General features: G+C 70.4%; 18 protein-coding genes. 9 read left to right on the forward strand and 9 right to left on the reverse strand.

Annotated elements, in window-relative coordinates:
* Positions 1-16 precede the first annotated feature (16 nt).
* Positions 17-1000, forward strand: coding sequence for an NADPH:quinone oxidoreductase family protein (locus tag G6038_RS04500; protein ID WP_165036118.1), 984 nt, complete (start codon positions 17-19; stop codon positions 998-1000).
* A gap of 25 nt (positions 1001-1025) precedes the next feature.
* Here G6038_RS04500 and G6038_RS31135 read toward each other — a convergent pair whose 3' ends face one another.
* A complete protein-coding gene (locus G6038_RS31135) occupies positions 1026-1214 on the reverse strand; it encodes a hypothetical protein (RefSeq protein WP_240918289.1) in 189 nt (62 codons plus the stop codon).
* Positions 1215-1404: 190 nt separating this feature from the next.
* Between G6038_RS31135 and G6038_RS04510 the strand changes: the two genes are divergently transcribed.
* From G6038_RS04510 to G6038_RS04520, 3 genes are read left to right on the forward strand one after another with little or no spacing between them, the layout of a single operon-like run.
* Complete coding sequence (locus G6038_RS04510; protein ID WP_165036119.1) at positions 1405-3018, forward strand: serine hydrolase; 1614 nt, start codon at positions 1405-1407, stop codon at positions 3016-3018.
* Positions 3015-3440, forward strand: coding sequence for a limonene-1,2-epoxide hydrolase family protein (locus G6038_RS04515; protein ID WP_165036120.1), 426 nt, complete (start codon positions 3015-3017; stop codon positions 3438-3440). The genes G6038_RS04510 and G6038_RS04515 overlap by 4 nt, the downstream gene beginning before the upstream one ends.
* A 52-nt stretch (positions 3441-3492) precedes the next feature.
* Positions 3493-3903, forward strand: coding sequence for a carboxymuconolactone decarboxylase family protein (locus G6038_RS04520; RefSeq protein ID WP_006940401.1), 411 nt, complete (start codon positions 3493-3495; stop codon positions 3901-3903).
* Between the two features lie 86 nt (positions 3904-3989).
* Here G6038_RS04520 and G6038_RS04525 read toward each other — a convergent pair whose 3' ends face one another.
* The 3 genes from G6038_RS04525 to G6038_RS04535 all read right to left on the reverse strand — a co-directional run bounded on the left by G6038_RS04525 (position 3990) and on the right by G6038_RS04535 (position 8210).
* The gene (locus G6038_RS04525; protein ID WP_165036138.1) at positions 3990-5270 is read right to left on the reverse strand and encodes a PhoH family protein; all 1281 of its coding nucleotides are present in this window, start codon (positions 5268-5270) and stop codon (positions 3990-3992) included.
* 342 nt (positions 5271-5612) lie between these two features.
* Positions 5613-6908, reverse strand: coding sequence for a serine hydroxymethyltransferase (gene glyA, locus G6038_RS04530; protein ID WP_165036121.1), 1296 nt, complete (start codon positions 6906-6908; stop codon positions 5613-5615).
* A gap of 111 nt (positions 6909-7019) precedes the next feature.
* Entirely contained in the window at positions 7020-8210 is a 1191-nt protein-coding gene (locus tag G6038_RS04535; protein WP_165036122.1) for a DUF885 domain-containing protein, read from the reverse strand.
* Between the two features lie 178 nt (positions 8211-8388).
* Here G6038_RS04535 and coaA point away from each other — a divergent pair, with 178 nt between their 5' ends.
* Positions 8389-9321 (forward strand): type I pantothenate kinase, encoded by a 933-nt coding sequence (gene coaA, locus G6038_RS04540; RefSeq protein WP_165036123.1) that lies wholly within the window; start codon positions 8389-8391, stop codon positions 9319-9321.
* A 55-nt stretch (positions 9322-9376) separates the two neighbouring features.
* Here coaA and G6038_RS04545 read toward each other — a convergent pair whose 3' ends face one another.
* Positions 9377-10144: an isoprenyl transferase gene (locus tag G6038_RS04545; RefSeq protein ID WP_165036124.1), complete on the reverse strand. Its 768-nt coding sequence runs from the start codon at positions 10142-10144 to the stop codon at positions 9377-9379.
* A 164-nt stretch (positions 10145-10308) separates the two neighbouring features.
* On the opposite strand from G6038_RS04545, the gene G6038_RS04550 reads away from it, so the two are divergent.
* Together G6038_RS04550 and G6038_RS04555 are read left to right on the forward strand one after the other, a co-directional pair.
* Positions 10309-10977, forward strand: a complete 669-nt coding sequence (locus G6038_RS04550) for a hemolysin III family protein (RefSeq protein ID WP_165036125.1) — start codon at positions 10309-10311, stop codon at positions 10975-10977.
* A gap of 62 nt (positions 10978-11039) precedes the next feature.
* A complete protein-coding gene (locus G6038_RS04555; RefSeq protein WP_165036126.1) occupies positions 11040-11954 on the forward strand; it encodes a mechanosensitive ion channel family protein in 915 nt (304 codons plus the stop codon).
* Between the two features lie 12 nt (positions 11955-11966).
* Here G6038_RS04555 and G6038_RS04560 read toward each other — a convergent pair whose 3' ends face one another.
* From G6038_RS04560 to mca, 3 genes are read right to left on the reverse strand one after another with little or no spacing between them, the layout of a single operon-like run.
* Positions 11967-13994: a thioredoxin domain-containing protein gene (locus G6038_RS04560; protein ID WP_165036127.1), complete on the reverse strand. Its 2028-nt coding sequence runs from the start codon at positions 13992-13994 to the stop codon at positions 11967-11969.
* Between the two features lie 10 nt (positions 13995-14004).
* The gene (locus tag G6038_RS04565) at positions 14005-14280 is read right to left on the reverse strand and encodes a hypothetical protein (protein WP_006940388.1); all 276 of its coding nucleotides are present in this window, start codon (positions 14278-14280) and stop codon (positions 14005-14007) included.
* The gene (gene mca, locus G6038_RS04570) at positions 14277-15155 is read right to left on the reverse strand and encodes a mycothiol conjugate amidase Mca (protein WP_346772740.1); all 879 of its coding nucleotides are present in this window, start codon (positions 15153-15155) and stop codon (positions 14277-14279) included. The genes G6038_RS04565 and mca overlap by 4 nt, the downstream gene beginning before the upstream one ends.
* Before the next feature lie 154 nt (positions 15156-15309).
* Between mca and G6038_RS04575 the strand changes: the two genes are divergently transcribed.
* Both G6038_RS04575 and greA read left to right on the forward strand, forming a co-directional pair.
* Entirely contained in the window at positions 15310-15741 is a 432-nt protein-coding gene (locus tag G6038_RS04575) for a DUF4307 domain-containing protein (protein WP_029542204.1), read from the forward strand.
* A gap of 222 nt (positions 15742-15963) precedes the next feature.
* Positions 15964-16458 (forward strand): transcription elongation factor GreA, encoded by a 495-nt coding sequence (gene greA / locus G6038_RS04580; protein ID WP_003935085.1) that lies wholly within the window; start codon positions 15964-15966, stop codon positions 16456-16458.
* A gap of 92 nt (positions 16459-16550) precedes the next feature.
* Here the strand turns inward: greA and G6038_RS04585 are convergent.
* On the reverse strand, positions 16551-17515 hold a 965-nt coding region (locus G6038_RS04585; RefSeq protein ID WP_165036128.1), incomplete at its 5' end, for a bifunctional lytic transglycosylase/C40 family peptidase.

Genomic DNA, 17515 nt, shown 5'->3' on the forward strand with positions numbered 1-17515 from the left:
AGCGAAAGGTAACCCTATGAAGGCCTGGCGAATTCACGAAGTGGGCGAGCCCAAGGAAGCGCTGCAGCTGATGGACGTCCCCGACCCCGGGGCGGGGCCCGGACGGCTCGTCGTGCGCGTCGCCGCGGCACCGGCCAACTTCCCCGACGTGCTGCTGTGCCGCGGGCAGTACCAGCTGAAGCCGGAACTGCCCTTCACGCCGGGCGTCGAACTCGCCGGGACCGTCGTCGCGGTCGGCGAGGGCGTCACCCGCTTCGCCGTCGGCGACCGGATCATCGGCAATCCCGAGTTCCCCTTCGGCGGATTCGCCGAGCTCGCCGTGGTTCCGGAGGAGGACGCCTACCGTGCCCCGGCGTCCCTCGACGACGCCGAGGCGTCGGCGCTGTCGATCGGATACCAGACGTCGTGGTTCGCCCTGCACCGCCGCACGCAGTTGCGGGCCGGGGAGACGCTGCTCGTGCACGCCGCCGCCGGTGGGGTCGGCAGTGCCGCAGTGCAACTCGGCAAGGCCGCCGGGGCCACCGTGATCGGTGTCGTCGGCGGCGCCGAGAAGGCCGACTACTGCCGGGCTCTCGGCGCCGACGTCGTCGTCGACCGGCACCGGGAGGACTTCGTCGACGTCGTCAAGGACGTCACCGCCGGCCGCGGTGCGGACGTGATCTACGACCCCGTCGGCGGCGACTCGTACAACCGCTCCACCAAGTGCATCGCGTTCGAGGGCCGCATCCTGGTGATCGGGTTCGCCGGGGGCACCATCCCGCAACCGGCGCTGAACCACGCGCTCATCAAGAACTACTCGATCATCGGCCTGCACTGGGGCCTGTATCGGCAGTACAACCGTGCCGCGATCGAGGCCTGCCACGAGGAACTGTGCCGCCTCGCCGACGACGGCGCCATCACACCGCTGATCAGCGAGCGGCTCTCCCTCGACGACGTCGCCGACGGGGTGGCCCGTCTCGGGGACGGGCACACCGTCGGCCGGCTCGTGTTCCAGCCGTAGCCGGCGCGGGCTACATCGGGACGGGTTACCGCGGGATCACCTGCGTCGCACCCGCGACGTAGGTGATGGTGCCCATCTCGAACTCGCTCTCCAGGCCGTCCGGGATCGGGCGCTCGTCACTGACCGGGAATCCGAGTTCACCCTCCGCGGTTTTCGCGCGCCGGACCGGACCGCGCAGCCGGGACCCGTCCGCGCTCCGCAGCGATCGCGGCATCGGCGCAGGTCGTGCCGGGTGCGGCGGTTCGACGACCCCGCCCCGCTCCCCTCGTCACAGTCGGACAACGATCGGCGAACGAGGCTGCAAGCGGCGGCCGACGCCGGCACCGGCGTCCGTGACGCGGAACAGAACGCTTCCGCGCCACGGGCGCAGGGCTTACCATGCGACGGACGAGAAAGGCCGTGACATGCGCGCACCCCGTCGTCGCCGGATCGGCGCCGCCCTCGCTCTCGTGGCGACCTTGTCGGCCGCCTGCGTCTCGGTCGACACCGCCGACTCGCCGGCGTCCTCGCCGCCGCCCTCACCGGGAGGACAGGCCCTTTCTCCCCCGCAGGTCGCCGGCGTCGACATCCCGGACGGGCAGGTCGACGACGCCGTCGCCCGCCTCGACGACCTCGCACGCGAACTGATGGACCGGACCGCCATCCCCGGGATGGCCGTCGCGGTCGTGCACCGCGGGGAGATCGTGTACGCGAAGGGGTTCGGTGTGCGCGAGGCCGGCCGCGACGCCGCCGTGGACGCGGACACCGTCTTCCAGCTGGCCTCGATGTCGAAGCCGCTCGGCGCCACCGTCGTCGCACACCAGGTCGGCGAGGGCGTGATCGGCTGGGACACCCCGGTAATCGAACGCCTGCCGGGCTTCGCCCTCGCGGACCCGTACGTGACGGGCCGCGTGACCGTCGGCGATCTCTACGCCCATCGCTCCGGGCTTCCCGACCACGCCGGCGACGAGCTCGAGGACCTCGGTTTCGACCGCGAGCAGGTGTTCGACCGGTTCCGCCTGCTGCCGCTCGGGCCGTTCCGGGATTCTTACGAGTACACCAACTTCGGGCTCACGGCCGCGGCGCAGGCGGTGGCCGACGCGTCCGGGGCCGACTGGGCGGACCTGTCGCAGCGAGTGCTGTATGACCCCCTCGGAATGACTTCCACCAGTTCACGATTCGAGGACTACGAGACCCGGCCCAACCGGGCCGTGGGTCATCAGCTCGTCGACGGCGACTACGTCGCGCGCGCCGTCCGCGATCCCGACGCCCAGTCCCCGGCCGGCGGGGTGAGCGCCTCGGTCACCGACGTCGCGCGGTGGCTGACCATGCTGCTCGGCGACGGCGAGTACCAGGGCCGGCGCATCGTCGACGCGGACGCCCTGCTGCCGGCGGTGTCCCCGCAGGCCGTGTCGAGCCCGCCGGGCACCGTCGACAGCCGGGCGGGGTTCTACGGGTACGGGTTCAACGTGGGCACGAGCCCGGCCGGGCGGGTGACGCTGAGCCATTCCGGGGCGTTCTCGCTGGGCGCCGCGACCGCGTTCACGGCGCTGCCGTCGGCGGACGTCGCGATCGTCGCGCTCACCAACGCCGCCCCGATCGGCGTGCCGGAAACCCTCGCCGCCGAGTTCACCGATCTCGTGCAGTTCGGGGAGATCCGGGAGGACTGGATCGACCTGTACGAGCAGCGCTTCGCCACGTTCGACGACCCGAAGGGCTCGCTCGTCGGACGCACCGCCCCGACGAACCCCACCCCGGCCCGTCCGCTCGGGCAGTACACCGGCGCCTACACCAGCGAGTACTACGGTCCCGCGCGGATCGACGATCGCGACGGCACACTGGTGCTCACCATCGGTCCCGCCGGGCAGACCTACCGGCTCGACCACTGGGACGGCGACGTGTTCACCTTCCCGGTCGAGGGCGGTGAGAACGCCCCGGACGGGACGATCTCCACTGCCACCTTCACTCCCGACGGCGTCACGTTCGAGTACTGGAACGAGAACGGCCTGGGAACCTTCACCCGAACAGGAGCGTCATGACCGAGCCGCACACCTCCGTGGACGAGAAGTCCGTCGCCGTCGTCCGCGAGTTCCTCGACGCGATGGTCGCCGAGGACGTCGAGCGCGCCGTCGCCCTCGTCGACCCGGACATCGCCTGGCACAACACGTCGCTGCCGACCGTGCGGGGCCTGCCCCGCGTGCGGCGCATCCTCGAGGGCCTGCGGCGGCCGTCGCTGGGCTTCGACGTCACCATCCACCACATCGCCGCGACCGGAAACGTGGTGCTCACCGAGCGCACCGACGTCATGCGCCTCGGCCCCGTCTCCGCCCGGTTCTGGGTGTGCGGCACCTTCGAACTGCGCGACGGGAAGATCGCGGTCTGGGACGACCATTACAACGTCGGCACGTTCGTCGGCGCCCTGGGCGCCGGCGCGCTCCGGGCGGTGCTGCGCCGGTCGTAGAATCTCCCCGGCCGCCGAACCGTTCGACGGCGACGAGGCAGGGAGCACGACGATGACCGACGCCGACCGGACGCCCGCATTCGAGGCCGGAGTTCAGGTCCGCAGCGAGGTGATGGGCGCCGACTTCGTCGAGCGGGCCTTCGACCGCGCCCGCGGCACCGACTCCGAGGAGATGCAGGAGTTCGTCACCGAGCACGTGTGGGGCTCGGTGTGGACCCGGCCGGGACTCGACCGTCGCAGCCGCAGCCTGCTCAACCTGGGCATGCTCATCGCGCTGCGCGCGGAGAACGAGCTGCGCGGGCACGTGCGCGGCGCCCTGCGAAACGGGCTGACCCGCACCGAGATCGTCGAAGCGGTCATCCACGCGGGCGCCTACTGCGGCGCCCCGGCCGGCCTGGCCGCGATGCGCGTCGTCCAGGAGGTCCTCGAGGCCGAACTCGGCCCGCGTCCCTCGCAGGACTGACCCGCCCACGCGGGGCGGTGGCCGAATGTCACATCGGGTCGATCACATCGAACCGGTGTGACATTCGGCCCACCAGCCCGACGGCGTCAGGCGCCCGGGGCGAACTCCTCGAGCATCTCGGTCACCAGCGCCGCGATCGGCGAGCGCTCACTGCGGGTCAGGGTGACGTGTGCGAAATGCGGATGTCCCTTGAGCTTCTCGATCACCGCCGCGACGCCGTCGTAGCGGCCCACCCGCAGGTTGTCGCGCTGGGCGACGTCGTGGGTGAGCACGACCCGGGAGCCGGCGCCGAGCCGGGACAGCACGGTGAGCAGCACGTTACGCTCGAGGGACTGCGCCTCGTCGACGATGACGAACGAGTCGTGCAGCGACCGGCCCCGGATATGGGTCAGCGGAAGCACTTCCAGCATGCCCCGGCTGATGACCTCGTCCATCACCTCCGGGCTCGCGAGACCGTCGAGGGTATCGAACACGGCCTGCGCCCACGGGCCCATCTTCTCGCTCTCGCTGCCCGGCAGATAGCCCAGTTCCTGGCCACCGACGGCGTACAGCGGGCGGAACACCACGACCTTGCGCTGGGTGCGACGCTCCAGCACGGCCTCGAGGCCCGCGGTCAGCGCCAGCGCCGACTTGCCCGTGCCCGCCTTCCCGCCGAGCGAGACGATGCCGACGGACTCGTCGAGCAGCAGGTCCAGCGCCACCCGCTGTTCCGCGGAACGCCCGTGCAACCCGAACGCCTCCCGATCTCCGCGCACCAGCTGTACCCGCTTGTCCGACGTGACCCGGCCCAGGGCGCTGGACGAGCCGCCCAGCAGGCGGATCCCGGTGTGGCACGGCAGATCCCTCGCGGTGTCGAGGTCGACGAGCCCCTCGGCGAACAGATCGTCGATCAGCGTCCTGTCCACCTCGAGCTCGGTCATACCGGTCCAGCCCGACGTCACCACGTCCTGGGCGTGGTACTCGTCGGCGGTCAGCCCAACGGCCCCGGCCTTGACCCGGAGCGGGATGTCCTTGCTGACCAGCACCACGTCGCGGCCGTCGCCGGCGAGGTTCAGCGCGCACGCCAGGATCCGGGAGTCGTTGGTGTCGGTGCGGAATCCGGGTGGCAACACCTCCGGGTCGGTGTGGTTGAGCTCGACGTGCAGGGTGCCTCCCGCGTTCCCGATGGGGATGGGCTGGTCGAGCCGGCCGTGCTGCAGGCGCAGGTCGTCGAGCAGCCGCAACGATTCCCTCGCGAACCAACCCAGTTCGTGATGGTGCCGTTTGCCTTCGAGTTCACCGATCACGACGAGGGGCAGCACCACTTCGTGCTCAGCGAAGCGGGTCACCGCCCACGGATCGGAGAGCAACACGGAGGTGTCCAGCACGAAGGTGCGTACATCGGGTTTCTTCGCCGGGGTCCTGCCGGAGCGGCGGGCGGGGACGGAGCGTGTTGCAGTCACGTGAGGCTCCTACGCCTGTGTAGCACCACACAGACTTCGTTCGATGGGCCGGTCGGACCTGGTGTCCACGAGGGACACGAGGGCCGGGTGCCGGCCCCTCGCTCTGCCTGTCACAGTCACGATCAGGACCTCCCGCGTAGCCGGCAACTGCGCCGTCTACACCCCCGACGCTAACGCCGACACGCCCCGTTCGCTCGACGAGCGACGAGGCGTGTCGGTGAAGATTGGGTAAACGAGACGATCCGGGCAGATTGCCGGGCATCGCGCCTAGATCAGGTTCCAGTCCTCGAGACCCTGGTACAGCGGAGCGTCGGCGGCAAGCTTGCGCACCCGGCCGCGCAGCGTCGCGGTGTCGGACGCCCCCGTCAGCGCGGCCGCGATGATCTCGGCGACCTCGGTGAACTGCTCGTCCCCGAAGCCGCGGGTGGCCAGAGCCGGGGTGCCGATGCGCAGACCGGACGTGACCATCGGCGGACGCGGGTCGAACGGGACCGCGTTGCGGTTGACGGTGATGCCGATCTCGTGCAGCAGGTCCTCGCCCTGCTGGCCGTCGAGCTGCGAGTTGCGCAGATCGACGAGGACGAGGTGCACGTCGGTGCCGCCGGTCAGCACGGTGATGCCCTTGTCGGTGACATCGGACTGCATCAGGCGCTCGGCGAGGATCTGCGCACCGGAGACGGTGCGGCGCTGCCGGTCCTTGAACTCCTCGCTCGCGGCGATCTTCAGCGCGACGGCCTTCGCGGCGATGACGTGCATGAGCGGGCCGCCCTGCTGGCCCGGGAACACCGCGGAGTTGATCTTCTTGGCCCACTCCTGCTTGGCGAGGATCAGACCCGAGCGCGGGCCGCCCAGGGTCTTGTGGACGGTGGTGGACACGACGTCGGCGTACGGCACCGGCGACGGGTGCAGGCCGGCGGCGACGAGCCCGGCGAAGTGCGCCATGTCGACCCACAGGTAGGCGCCGACCTCGTCGGCGATGGAGCGGAACGCGGCGAAGTCCTCGTGCCGCGGGTACGCGGACCAGCCGGCGACGATGACCTTCGGCTTCTCGGCCAGCGCGATCGAGCGGACCTCGTCCATGTCGACGCGGTGGTCGTCCTTGCTGACCCCGTAGGACGCGACGTCGTACAGCTTGCCGGAGAAGTTCAGCTTCATGCCGTGGGTCAGATGCCCGCCGTGGGCGAGGTCGAGCCCCAGCAGCTTCTCACCCGGGTTCATCAGCGCCATCAGCACGGCGGCGTTGGCCTGCGCGCCCGAGTGCGGCTGGACGTTCGCGAACTCGGCGCCGAACAGTTCCTTGGCGCGGGCGCGGGCGAGGTCCTCGACGATGTCGACGTTCTCGCAGCCGCCGTAGTAGCGGCGCCCCGGGTAGCCCTCGGCGTACTTGTTGGTGAGCACGCTGCCCTGCGCCTGGAGCACCGCGCGCGGCACGAAGTTCTCCGACGCGATCATCTCGAGCGTGTCGCGCTGGCGCGACAACTCGCCGGCCATGGCCTGCGCCAGCTCGGGGTCGAGGTCTGAGAGCGAGGCGGTGTTGACGTCGGTGCCGGGCACAACGGTCATCGAGGATTCTCCAAGCTGGGGACGGCAGGAATTCACCTACCAGTCTACGAACCTCACCCCCAGTCGAGGAACCCGGTCCCCTCCGGCGATGGCCCAGGTCACGCCCGCCCGTTACCGCAGGGCGCTGGGCACCAGGGGCTCGTCGAGCAGGCGACGGAACCGTTCGATGCGTTCCGCGCCCGCAGGGGCCTGCGCCAGCCAGCCACCGAGCAGGCGGTAACCCTCGACGTAGGTGCTGATGTAGGCCCGCCACAACGGCGACGACAGGAAGCGCAGCGACTGCCGGGCCCGCTCCGGGCTCGACAGCGACCAGCGCCGCAGGAAGGCGACGACGTCGTCGCCGGTGCGGCCGCGGTCGTGCAGGAGCAGGGCGGCGTCCTGGCGGACGCCGAGCAGTCCGGCGGACGCCTCGTGCAGCTGCTCGGCGAGTTCACCGTCGAACCGCAGGCCCAGGTCGGCGTAGATGTCCTGCGCCCACCGTCCCCAGCCGGGCCCGACGATCGTCTCGAGGGCGAGGTCTGCGAGTCCCTCGGCCATGAGGCACTGCGGGGTGTTGACGACGAAGAGGGTCTGCTCGTCGTGGCCGCCGGCGACGAGTCCGGCCTCCTTGCGGCAGTGTTCGGTGTGGTGGCCGGGGTAGGACTCGTGCGCGATCAGCCGCGGCAGGTGGGACATGTGCTGTTCGAGGTCGGAGTTGATCGCGACGCGGGAGCGATAGTTGCCGAGGTAGTAGTTGAACCCGGACCACGGCTTGTCGCCGACCACCTCGTATTCGACGGTTTCGGTCTCGGGTAGCGGGAACACCGCGCGGACCTTGTCGCGCAGGGCGCTCGAGAAGGCGTCGACGCACTCGGCGAGGCGGTCGGCGGGGACGATCTCGGACTTGCGGTGGGCCTGCACTCGCTCGGCGAGCGGGCCACTGCCGGGCAGCAGCACGTCGATGCGGCGGTGGGCCTCGCGGTACGCGTCCTCGTCGCCCATGTCGATGCGCACGTCGAAGTAGGCCTCGACCTCGTCGACGAAGGCGATGTCCGCGCCGGCGAACTTGCGGGCCGAGCAGTCGAGGGCACGCAGGTGCACGTCGAGGAAGCGGCTGCGCTCGTCGGAGAGCCCGGAGCCGGGCAGCGCGGCCCGCAGTGTGCGCGCGGTGTGGGATAAGTCACGAGGATCGGGGGGCGGCGCGTTCTCCACCCGGCGGCGCAGGGCGGGGTCGCCGGTGAAGGCATCGACGAACCCCTCCTCGAGCCGGTCGAAAGCCAGGCCGAGCAGGAGATATTCGCGCACCAACGAGTCCGGGTCCATGCCCTCGCACCCTAGTCCCCCGGATCGGCCCCGTGCCTGCCGGCGAGCCCGGAAACCGGACCCCGCGCGGCGAGCGGATGTGTCAGCGAGCACAATCGGCCGATATGGACCTCCTTCGCCGCCAGCCATACCCGGGGTGTGCCGCCGCCGGGCCCGTCGTCGAGTCGGGAGTGTGCCGGTGGCGCGCCTGAGCGAGCCGAGTCCGTACGTCGAGTTCGATCGCAAGCAGTGGCGGACGCTGCGCAAGTCGACGCCGCTGGTGCTGACCGAGGAGGAACTGCGCGGCCTGCGCGGCCTCGGCGAGCAGATCGACCTGGCGGAGGTGGCGGAGGTGTACCTCCCGCTGGCCCGTCTGATCCACCTGCAGGTCGCCGCGCGGCAGCGGTTGTTCGCCGCGACCGCCACGTTCCTCGGCGAGAAGCACCCGGACCAGCAGGTGCCGTTCGTGATCGGGGTGGCCGGGTCGGTCGCGGTCGGCAAGTCGACGACGGCGCGCGTGCTGCAGGCACTGCTGGCGCGGTGGGAGCACCATCCCCGGGTGGACCTGGTGACCACCGACGGATTCCTGTACTCCTCCCGGGAACTGATGCGTCGGAACATCATGCACCGCAAGGGCTTTCCAGAGAGCTACGATCGTCGCAAGCTGCTGCGGTTCGTGACGGAGGTCAAGTCCGGCGCCGCAGAGGTGGCCGCCCCGGTGTACTCGCACATCTCCTACGACATCATCCCGGGCCAGTACCACGTGGTGCGGCAACCGGACATTCTCATCATCGAGGGCCTGAACGTCCTGCAGACCGGTCCACGGCTGATGGTGTCGGATCTGTTCGACTTCTCGATCTACGTCGACGCCCGCCTCGAGGACATCGAGAAGTGGTATGTCGAGCGGTTTCTCGCGCTCCGCAAGACGGCGTTCTCCGATCCCGAGGCGCATTTCCACCACTACGCGAACCTGTCGGACCGCGACGCCGTGGGGGCCGCGAAGGAGATCTGGCATTCGATCAACCGGCCGAATCTGGTGGACAACATCCTGCCGACGCGGCCGCGCGCAACGCTGGTCCTGCGCAAGGACTCCGACCATTCGGTCAACCGCCTGCGCCTGCGGAAGCTGTAGACGCAGGCGGTGCGTCCTTTGGGCTGCGGGAACAGCCCGAAGGACGCACCGGCGCCTAGGCGCCGAAGCGGCGGTGCCGCGCCGCGAAGTCGCGCAGGGCGCGAAGGAAGTCCACGCGGCGGAACTCCGGCCAATAGGCCTCGGTGAACCAGATCTCGGAGTACGCGCTCTGCCAGAGCAGGAAGCCCGAGAGCCGCTGCTCGCCGGAGGTCCGGATGACGAGATCGGGATCGGGCTGCCCCGAGGTGTAGAGGTGATCGCTGATGGCCTCGACCGTGACGGCCTCGACCAGGCCCTCGCCGTCGAGCCCCTCGGCCTGCTTGGACCGGAGCAGGGCCTGCACGGCGTCGGCGATCTCCTGCCGGCCGCCGTAGCCGACCGCGACATTGACGTGGGTGCCGGTGCGCCCCTGCGTGCGCTCGGCGGCCTCGCTCAGCCGCCGGCCCAGTTCGTCCGGCAGCAGGTCGAGCGTGCCGACGATCTTGACGCTCCAGTTCTGCTCCGGCCCGGAGATCTCCTCGACGACGTCGGTGATGATCTCGAGCAGCGCCTCGAGTTCCTCGGGCTCACGTTGCAGGTTCTCCGTGGAGAGCAGGTATATGGTGGCCCGCTCGATGCCGGCGGCGTCGCACCAGCTCAGCAGTTCGGCGATCTTGAGTGCGCCCATGCGGTGCCCGTGGCTGACGTCGGTGAACCCGTTCTCGCGGGCCCAGCGACGGTTGCCGTCGCACATCACGGCGACGTGCCGGGGATGCTGCGCGCCGTCCAGCTTGCTCAGCAGCCGTCGTTCGTAGAGCTGATACAGCAGGCCGCGCGCGTTCACCCCGAGATCACCACGCGGGTCACATTACGCTCACGGTCGTCTCCGGTCGCAGCGGCGGTCGGGGCCGACGCCCGCGTGCCGGCCTTCGCCCCGCCGCGGATCCGGCGCACCGCGAAAGTTACGGAAGCGTAGGTTACTCTTCGGTACCGAAGGGAGGCCCGACCATGACGGTTTTCGGGATCGACGAACTGCCCGTGAAGCCGCGGCTGCGCGGCTGGATCCATCTGTGGGCGTTCGGCGTCGCAGTGGTGGCCGGCATCGCGCTGGTGGTCCTGTCGCAGACCGTGGCCGATCCGCCCGCGGGCTGGTCGACGGTGATCTACAGCCTCACCGTCTGCGGCGTGTTCGGCGTGAGCGCCCTCTATCACCGCGTCCACTGGCACGATCCACGGGCACGCACGTGGATGAAGCGTGCGGACCACTCGATGATCTTCCTGTTCATCGCCGGTAGCTATACCCCCTTCGCGACGCTCGCCCTGCCGCCGGAGACCGGCCGCACCCTGCTGTTCGTGGTGTGGGCCGGCGCCCTCGCCGGGGTCGCGCTGAAGATGCTCTGGCCCACCGCGCCGCGCTGGGTGGGAGTCCCGCTGTACCTGCTGCTCGGCTGGGCGATCGTCCCCGTCGCCGGTCAGCTGATCGACGAGGCGGGCATCGTCCCGATGGTGCTGCTGCTCGTCGGCGGCATCCTCTACAGCATCGGCGCGATCCTCTACGCCACCAAGTGGCCCGACCCGTGGCCGCACGTCTTCGGTTACCACGAGTTCTTCCACGCGGCGACCGTGCTCGCCGCGCTGTGCCATGCCGTTGCCGTGTGGCTGGTGGTGTTCGGGTAAACCCGTTCGGACGAAGATCACATCGGTGGCGGCCGCGCCACGGATCCGTAAACTCGGCCGGGATGACTGTTCAGCGACTGGCATTCGAACTGACCGAAACCAACCGGGAGTGGCTCGTCGAGCGGCCGCTGACGATCGCGGGATACCTCGTGGCAGCGCTGATCCTGAGGTACGTGTTGCACCGGCTCATCGACCGGATGACGAAGCCGCGGCACCAGAACGGCAAACCCGGACTGCTCCGGCCTTTCCAGGAACGCGCCCCCCGGGGCCTGCCGGGCGTGCTGGTCAACGAGCGGCGCACGCAGCGCGCCGAGACGATCGGCTCGGTGCTGAAGTCCGGCGTCTCCGTCGTGGTTCTCGTCTGGTGCGTCCTGCAGATCCTCGGCACGCTCGGACTCAACGTCGCGCCGTTCATCGCGTCCGCCGGCATTGTCGGCGTGGCGCTCGGTTTCGGTGCGCAGAACCTGGTGCGTGACTTCATCTCCGGAATGTTCATGTTGCTCGAGGACCAGTACGGCGTCGGCGACGTGGTCGACCTGGGCGACGCGGTCGGCACCGTCGAATCCGTCGGTCTGCGGGTCACCACCGTCCGCGACATCAGCGGCACCCTCTGGTACTGCCGCAACGGCGAGATCCTGCGCGTGGGCAACATGAGCCAGGGTTACGCCGTCGCCGTCGTCGACGCCCCCATCGCCCACGCCGCCAACGTGCACCGGGCCTGCGAGGTGGCCCTGCGCGCGGCCCTCGAGACGGTCGAACGCGACGACCTGGCCGGCGACATCCTCGAACCGCCCGAGATGCTCGGCGTCAACTCCGTCACCCCCGAGTCGGTGACACTGCGGATCACCGTGCGCACGCGTGCCGGCAAGCAGTGGGCCGTGCAGCGGGCGATCGCCCGCGCGGTGCTCGAGGCGTTCGACGGCAACGGCATCGACGCTCCGCTGCCGGCGCTGCTCACCCCGTCCCGCGCCGGCTGAGCCCCGGCCCGCTCAGGCCGAGAGCGCCGCGCGCAGGTCGGCCTCCGTCGTGACCGGCCTGTCGCACACGTATCCGCGGCACACGTATGCCGCCGGTCCCCCGTCGACCAGCGGGCGGTCGGCCAGCAACGGTGACGAGTCCGGGTCCCCGCCGACCACGACGGCGCCGCCGGGAGCGGCCCGTCGCCCGACGGAGAGCAACTCGCCACCGCCGACAACGGCGACCTGGATCGGGCCGCGCACCGCCGCCTCGGCGACCGTGAGCCAGTGCCCGGCCGAGCGCGGCGCCCGTTCGAGCAGCACCACCGCCGACCGCAGCGACGCGTCCGCCGCGTCGGCGTACCGCGGGTCCTCGGGCACGACCGCGGCGAGGGTGAGCAGGGCCTCGGAGATCAGCGCCGCCCCCGACGGGGTGGCGCCGTCGATCGGGTCACGGGGCCGCGCCACCAGGGTCTCGGCATCGTCGGCGGTGTCGAACCAGCTTCCGGGCCGCGCCGGATCCTGGAAGTGTGTCAATGCGACGTCGGCGAGGGTCCGGGCCGGGTCGAGCCACGCGGCGTCGCCCGTCGCCTGGTACACCGCCAGCAGGGCGGTGACGAGGGCGCCGTAGTCCTCGAGCACACCCGCCGGGGCGCCGACCGTGCCGCCGAGGGAGGCACGCCGGAGCCGTCCGTCCACGAGGTGCAGGTCCAGCAGGGCCCGGGCGCAGTCGACGGCCGCGTCGACCCAGTCGGCGCGGCCGAACGCGGCACCGGCCTCGGCCAGCGCGGTGATCGCGAAACCGTTCCACGCCGTGACGACCTTGTCGTCGCGGCCGGGTTGCGGCCGCTGCAGCCGGGCGGCGAACAGCTCGGCCCGCACCCGCTCGTAGCGCTCGGCATCGTCCGGGTCGGCGAGCAGTTGCAGCACCGACGAGCCGTGTTCGAAGGTGCCGGCGTCGGTCACGGCGAACAGCTCGGCCGTCCACTGCGCGTCGTCGACGCCGAGGACCTCGGTCAGCTGCCCGGGGGTCCACACGTAGGTCAGGCCCTCGACCCCGTCGGTGTCGGCGTCGAGTGCGGAGGCGAAGCAACGCCCGGGCGTGCGCAGGTCCCGCAGCAGGAACTCGACGGTCTCCTCGGTGACCCGTCGCACCCAGGGCGCCGACGTCCGTCGCGCGAGGTGCGCGTACATCCGCAGCAGCAGCGCGTTGTCGTAGAGCATCTTCTCGAAGTGCGGGACCACCCACCCGGCGTCGACGCTGTAGCGGGCGAAGCCGCCGGCCAGCTGGTCGTAGATGCCGCCGCGCGCCATCGCTTCGGCCGTCCGCTCGACGAGGGACAGCACGGCCGGGTTCCCGCTGCGCTCGTATCCGCGCAGCAGACCCTCGAGCAGCGCGGACGGCGGGAACTTCGGGGCGCCCCCGAACCCGCCGTGCACCGCATCCTCGTCGGCGGCGACGGCGGCGTCGGCGGCGTCGAGCAGCACGGCGTCCACCGGGCGCGCGCCGGGAGCGAGACCGCCGCTGCCGCGGCGCAGCTCCGAGACGATGGCGACGGCGGACCGGTGCACGTCGGCGCGACGGTTGCGCCAGGTCTCGGCGATCGCCTCGAGCAGCTGGGTGAACGACGGCATGCCGCCGCGCGGCGCCTTCGGGTAGTAGGTGCCGCAGTAGAACGGAGCGCCGTCCGGGGTGAGGAAGCACGTCATCGGCCAGCCGCCCTGCCCGGTCATCGCGACGGTGGCGTTCATGTAGATCGCGTCGATGTCCGGGCGTTCCTCCCGGTCCACCTTGATGCACACGAAGTGCTCGTTCATCAGGGCGGCGGTGGCCTCGTCCTCGAACGACTCGTGCGCCATCACGTGGCACCAGTGGCACGCCGCGTACCCCACGGACAGCAGGACCGGCACGTCCCGCTCCCGGGCCCAGGCCAGCGCCTCGTCGCCCCACTGGTGCCAGTGCACCGGGTTGCCGGCGTGTTGCCGCAGGTAGGGGCTGGTCGCTTCGCCGAGGGTGTTCCGGTTGCGGGTGTCGGGCACCGACGGCTCCGGGGGCGTCACGACGCGCCCGTCAGTTCGTGGCCATCGGGGGCTGGGGATGGTCGGGTTTGCGGCTCTCCGCGGCCCCGCGATCGGTCCCCTCGTCCGCGGCCTGGTCCGGCTCCGGATGCTCGGGCTCGAACGTCTCGGGCAGCTTGCCGAGCCGCTTGTTCATCGAGCGGATCAGCAGGGCGGTCGCCACGAGCAGGATCACGATGAGCGCGAGACCGAGCGGCGACGCCTTGCCGAATTCGGGGCCGGTGGGGTCCTGGGCCAGGACCTCGGCCGCCAGCATGCCTACCGTCATCTCACCTGTCCGTCCTCGAGGCCCGCGAACAGATCCGTTTCGGGGATCGCCGTGTGCACGCGGGTCTTGGCCAATTCGAATTCCTCCGTCGGCCACACCTTCTGCTGGATGTCCAGCGGCACGGCGAAGAAGGAGCCGTTGGGGTCGATCTGCGTCGCGTGGGCGCGCAGTGCGTCGTCCCGCTTCGGGAAGTAGTCGCTGCAGGTGATCTGCGTGGTCACCCGCGCCATGATGTCGCCCTGCTCGGTGCGCCACCGCTTGAGCCATTCCGCCATGGGGAACGGTTCGCCGCGCCGCTCGTACTCCTCGCGGAACAGTTCCAGGCGCTTGCGGATGAACCCGTGCGAGTAGTACAGCTTCTGCACCTTCCACGCCGGTCCGGCCTCGGGGAACCGATCCGGGTCGCCGGCCGCCTCGTACGCCGCGACGGAGACCTCGTGGCAGCGGATGTGGTCGGGGTGCGGGTAGCCGCCGTTCTCGTCGTACGTGGTCATCACGTGCGGCCGGAACTCGCGGATCACCTCGACGAGCTTGCGGGTCGGTTCCTCGAGGGGCACCAGCGCGAAGCAGCCCTCGGGCAGCGGCGGCTTGGGGTCACCCTCCGGCAGTCCGGAGTCGACGAAGCCGAGCCAGCGGTGCTGCACGCCGAGGATGCGGGCGGCCTCGGCCATCTCCTCGCGCCGGACCTCGGGCATGCGCTCCCGGATGCCGGGGATGTCCATCGCCGGGTTGAGGATGTCACCGGCCTCGCCCCCGGTGAGGGTCACCACCAGTACTTCGTGCCCTTCTGCGGCATAGCGGGCCGTCGTGGCGGCACCCTTGCTCGACTCGTCATCGGGATGGGCATGCACGGCCATGAGCCGTAGTCCGCTCACGTCTTTCCTCCACCTCGCCGTCGGCTGCATCGTCGCTGCCCGGACCACCGGCACTGCGAGCCGGCGTCCTGGGTTCCTCCCCTATAGTTCCACCTGACACGTCCACCGTCAGCCACGCCCCCGCGGCCTTCGCGGGTGCACGAAAGTAAATGTGATGACCGACACCACCCCGATCGACCGCTATCCGACCGGCCGCTACCCGGCGACGGGCGGATCCCGCCGCACCTGGTTGTGGGCGCTGGTCGCGGTCGGCCTCGTCGTCGGGGTGGTCGGGGCGTTCCTGCTCTACCAGAAGTTCGGCACCCCGGAGATCGAGAGCGACGTCGTCACCTACACCGTCGTCGACGACTCGACCGTCCAGGTGCAGTTCACCGTGACGCGGAAGGATCCGTCGCAGGAGGCGGTGTGCATCATCCGCTCGCGGTCGAAGGACGGGTCCGAGACGGGCCGCCGCGAGGTGCTGATCCCGTCGTCCGAGTCCGGGACCCTGCTGATGGACGCCCCGGTGGTGACCTCGCAGCGCCCGGGCATGGCGGACATGTACGGCTGCAGCTTCGACGTGCCCGAATACCTGCGCGCACACTGACCGCACGCTGCGGATTCCGTGGCGGAGACCACGTTGGTGCTAGAATCGCCGGATACACGGTTCCACCCTTTGGGGCCGTGTATTGCTGCATAGGAAGCAGTGCGGTCCTGTTCGCCACTGGCTTGGGGGGAACGTTCGAGGGATCCGCGTTGCCGTCGTCGCTGCGAGTGCGGCGACCAGTCGACGGAGCCGGGGGCTCCAACCCGAAGGAAGTGATCGAGGATGACCGAGACCCAGGTGACCTGGCTGACACAGGAGTCGTACGACCGACTCAAGGCAGAACTCGACCAGCTCATCGCGAATCGTCCCGTCATCGCGGCCGAGATCAACGAGCGCCGTGAAGAGGGCGACCTCAAGGAGAACGGTGGTTACCACGCCGCTCGCGAGGAGCAGGGTCAGCAAGAGGCCCGGATTCGTCAGCTGCAGGAACTGCTGAACAACGCGAAGGTCGGTGTTGCGCCCACGCAGTCCGGCGTCGCGCTGCCCGGCTCGGTCGTCACGGTGTACTACGACGGCGACGAAAGCGACAAGGAGACGTTCCTCATCGCCACCCGTGAGGAAGGCGCCCGGGGCAACGAGATCGAGATCTACTCCCCCAGCTCTCCACTGGGCGGTGCCCTGATCGACGCGAAGGTCGGCGAGACCCGCGAGTACACGCTCCCCAACGGCAGCACCATGAAGGTGACGCTCGTCAGCGCGGAGCCGTACCACAGCTGATCGGCGGCAGCCGCCCCGCGGCTCGGCCGGCACGACGTGAGGGCCCGACCGGTCTCCGGTCGGGCCCTTCTCGCGCGCCTGAAGCAGGTTGTTCAGAGCAGGCGCCGGGCCTTCATGCCGGGGAAGACCGCGCCGACGCGCACCACGTCACCGAAGGTCGGGGCGTGCACCATCTGACCACCGCCGATGTAGATGCCCACATGCCCCGGTCCGTCGGACTGCCAGTTGCCGAACACCAGATCCCCCGGCCGGGCCAGCTGGATCGGGATCTCGGTGCCGACCCGCCACTGCGTCTGCGAGGTGCGCGGCAACGTCACCCCGGTCGCCGCGTACACCGCGTACGACGTCAGGCCCGAGCAGTCGAACCCGCCCCCGGACGGGCCGTTGATGTTGCCGCCACCCCACACGTACGGCAGCCCCAGATACCGGAACGCCAGATCCACCACCCGGTTGCCGGTCTCGGTCATCCCCGGCAACCCGAGCCCGAAGAACGGCGAGAGCAACCGCGCGAACACCATCTCCGTCGCCCGGATCTTCGCCACGTACGGCTTGGTCTGGTTCTCGTAATCCGGCGACCCGGACGGCATCCCCCCGGACCGGCGCACCGCCCCCAGGCCGGCGTTGTACGCCGCGAGCGTGAGGTCGAGGGTGTCCCCGCGCACCACCCCCTGCGCCTTCCACTGCTCGATCTGCCGGTAGTTGTCGCACAGCAGATTCCCCGACGCCATCACCGGATCGGCGATGCCGAGCACGTCGGCCCGCCCGTCCCCGTCGGCGTCCTTGCCGTAGGCATCCCACGTCCCGGGCATGAACTGCCCCGGCCCCTTCGCCCCCACCGGCGAGACCGGGGCGCTCGGCCCGTACCGGAAGCCGTTCTCCGCCGAGTACAGCGCCGCCAGCACCGGCGCCCCGACCCCGTCGCACAGCTGCCCGGCCTTGCGCAGCCACGGCGCGAACACCGCGATCGCCCCGATCGGCGCCAGGTTCGTGCCCGGCAGGATCGCCGGGATCGACGGCAACGTCACCGCACCGCCACCCCTGTCTCTTATACACAGCT

The sequence above is a fragment of the Rhodococcus sp. 14C212 genome, from assembly GCF_011058195.1.
In the GTDB taxonomy this organism is placed as follows: Bacteria; Actinomycetota; Actinomycetes; order Mycobacteriales; family Mycobacteriaceae; genus Rhodococcus; species Rhodococcus aetherivorans.

Excerpts from the sequence above, each read along its gene's own strand:
- G6038_RS04500 (WP_165036118.1), top strand. The coding sequence starts at position 17 with ATGAAGGCCTGGCGAATTCACGAAGTGGGCGAGCCCAAGGAAGCGCTG.
- G6038_RS31135 (WP_240918289.1), bottom strand. The coding sequence starts at position 1,214 with ATGCCGCGATCGCTGCGGAGCGCGGACGGGTCCCGGCTGCGCGGTCCG.
- G6038_RS04510 (WP_165036119.1), top strand. The coding sequence starts at position 1,405 with ATGCGCGCACCCCGTCGTCGCCGGATCGGCGCCGCCCTCGCTCTCGTG.
- G6038_RS04515 (WP_165036120.1), top strand. The coding sequence starts at position 3,015 with ATGACCGAGCCGCACACCTCCGTGGACGAGAAGTCCGTCGCCGTCGTC.
- G6038_RS04520 (WP_006940401.1), top strand. The coding sequence starts at position 3,493 with ATGACCGACGCCGACCGGACGCCCGCATTCGAGGCCGGAGTTCAGGTC.
- glyA (WP_165036121.1), bottom strand. The coding sequence starts at position 6,908 with ATGACCGTTGTGCCCGGCACCGACGTCAACACCGCCTCGCTCTCAGAC.
- G6038_RS04535 (WP_165036122.1), bottom strand. The coding sequence starts at position 8,210 with ATGGACCCGGACTCGTTGGTGCGCGAATATCTCCTGCTCGGCCTGGCT.
- G6038_RS04550 (WP_165036125.1), top strand. The coding sequence starts at position 10,309 with ATGACGGTTTTCGGGATCGACGAACTGCCCGTGAAGCCGCGGCTGCGC.
- G6038_RS04555 (WP_165036126.1), top strand. The coding sequence starts at position 11,040 with ATGACTGTTCAGCGACTGGCATTCGAACTGACCGAAACCAACCGGGAG.
- G6038_RS04565 (WP_006940388.1), bottom strand. The coding sequence starts at position 14,280 with ATGACGGTAGGCATGCTGGCGGCCGAGGTCCTGGCCCAGGACCCCACC.
- G6038_RS04575 (WP_029542204.1), top strand. The coding sequence starts at position 15,310 with ATGACCGACACCACCCCGATCGACCGCTATCCGACCGGCCGCTACCCG.
- greA (WP_003935085.1), top strand. The coding sequence starts at position 15,964 with ATGACCGAGACCCAGGTGACCTGGCTGACACAGGAGTCGTACGACCGA.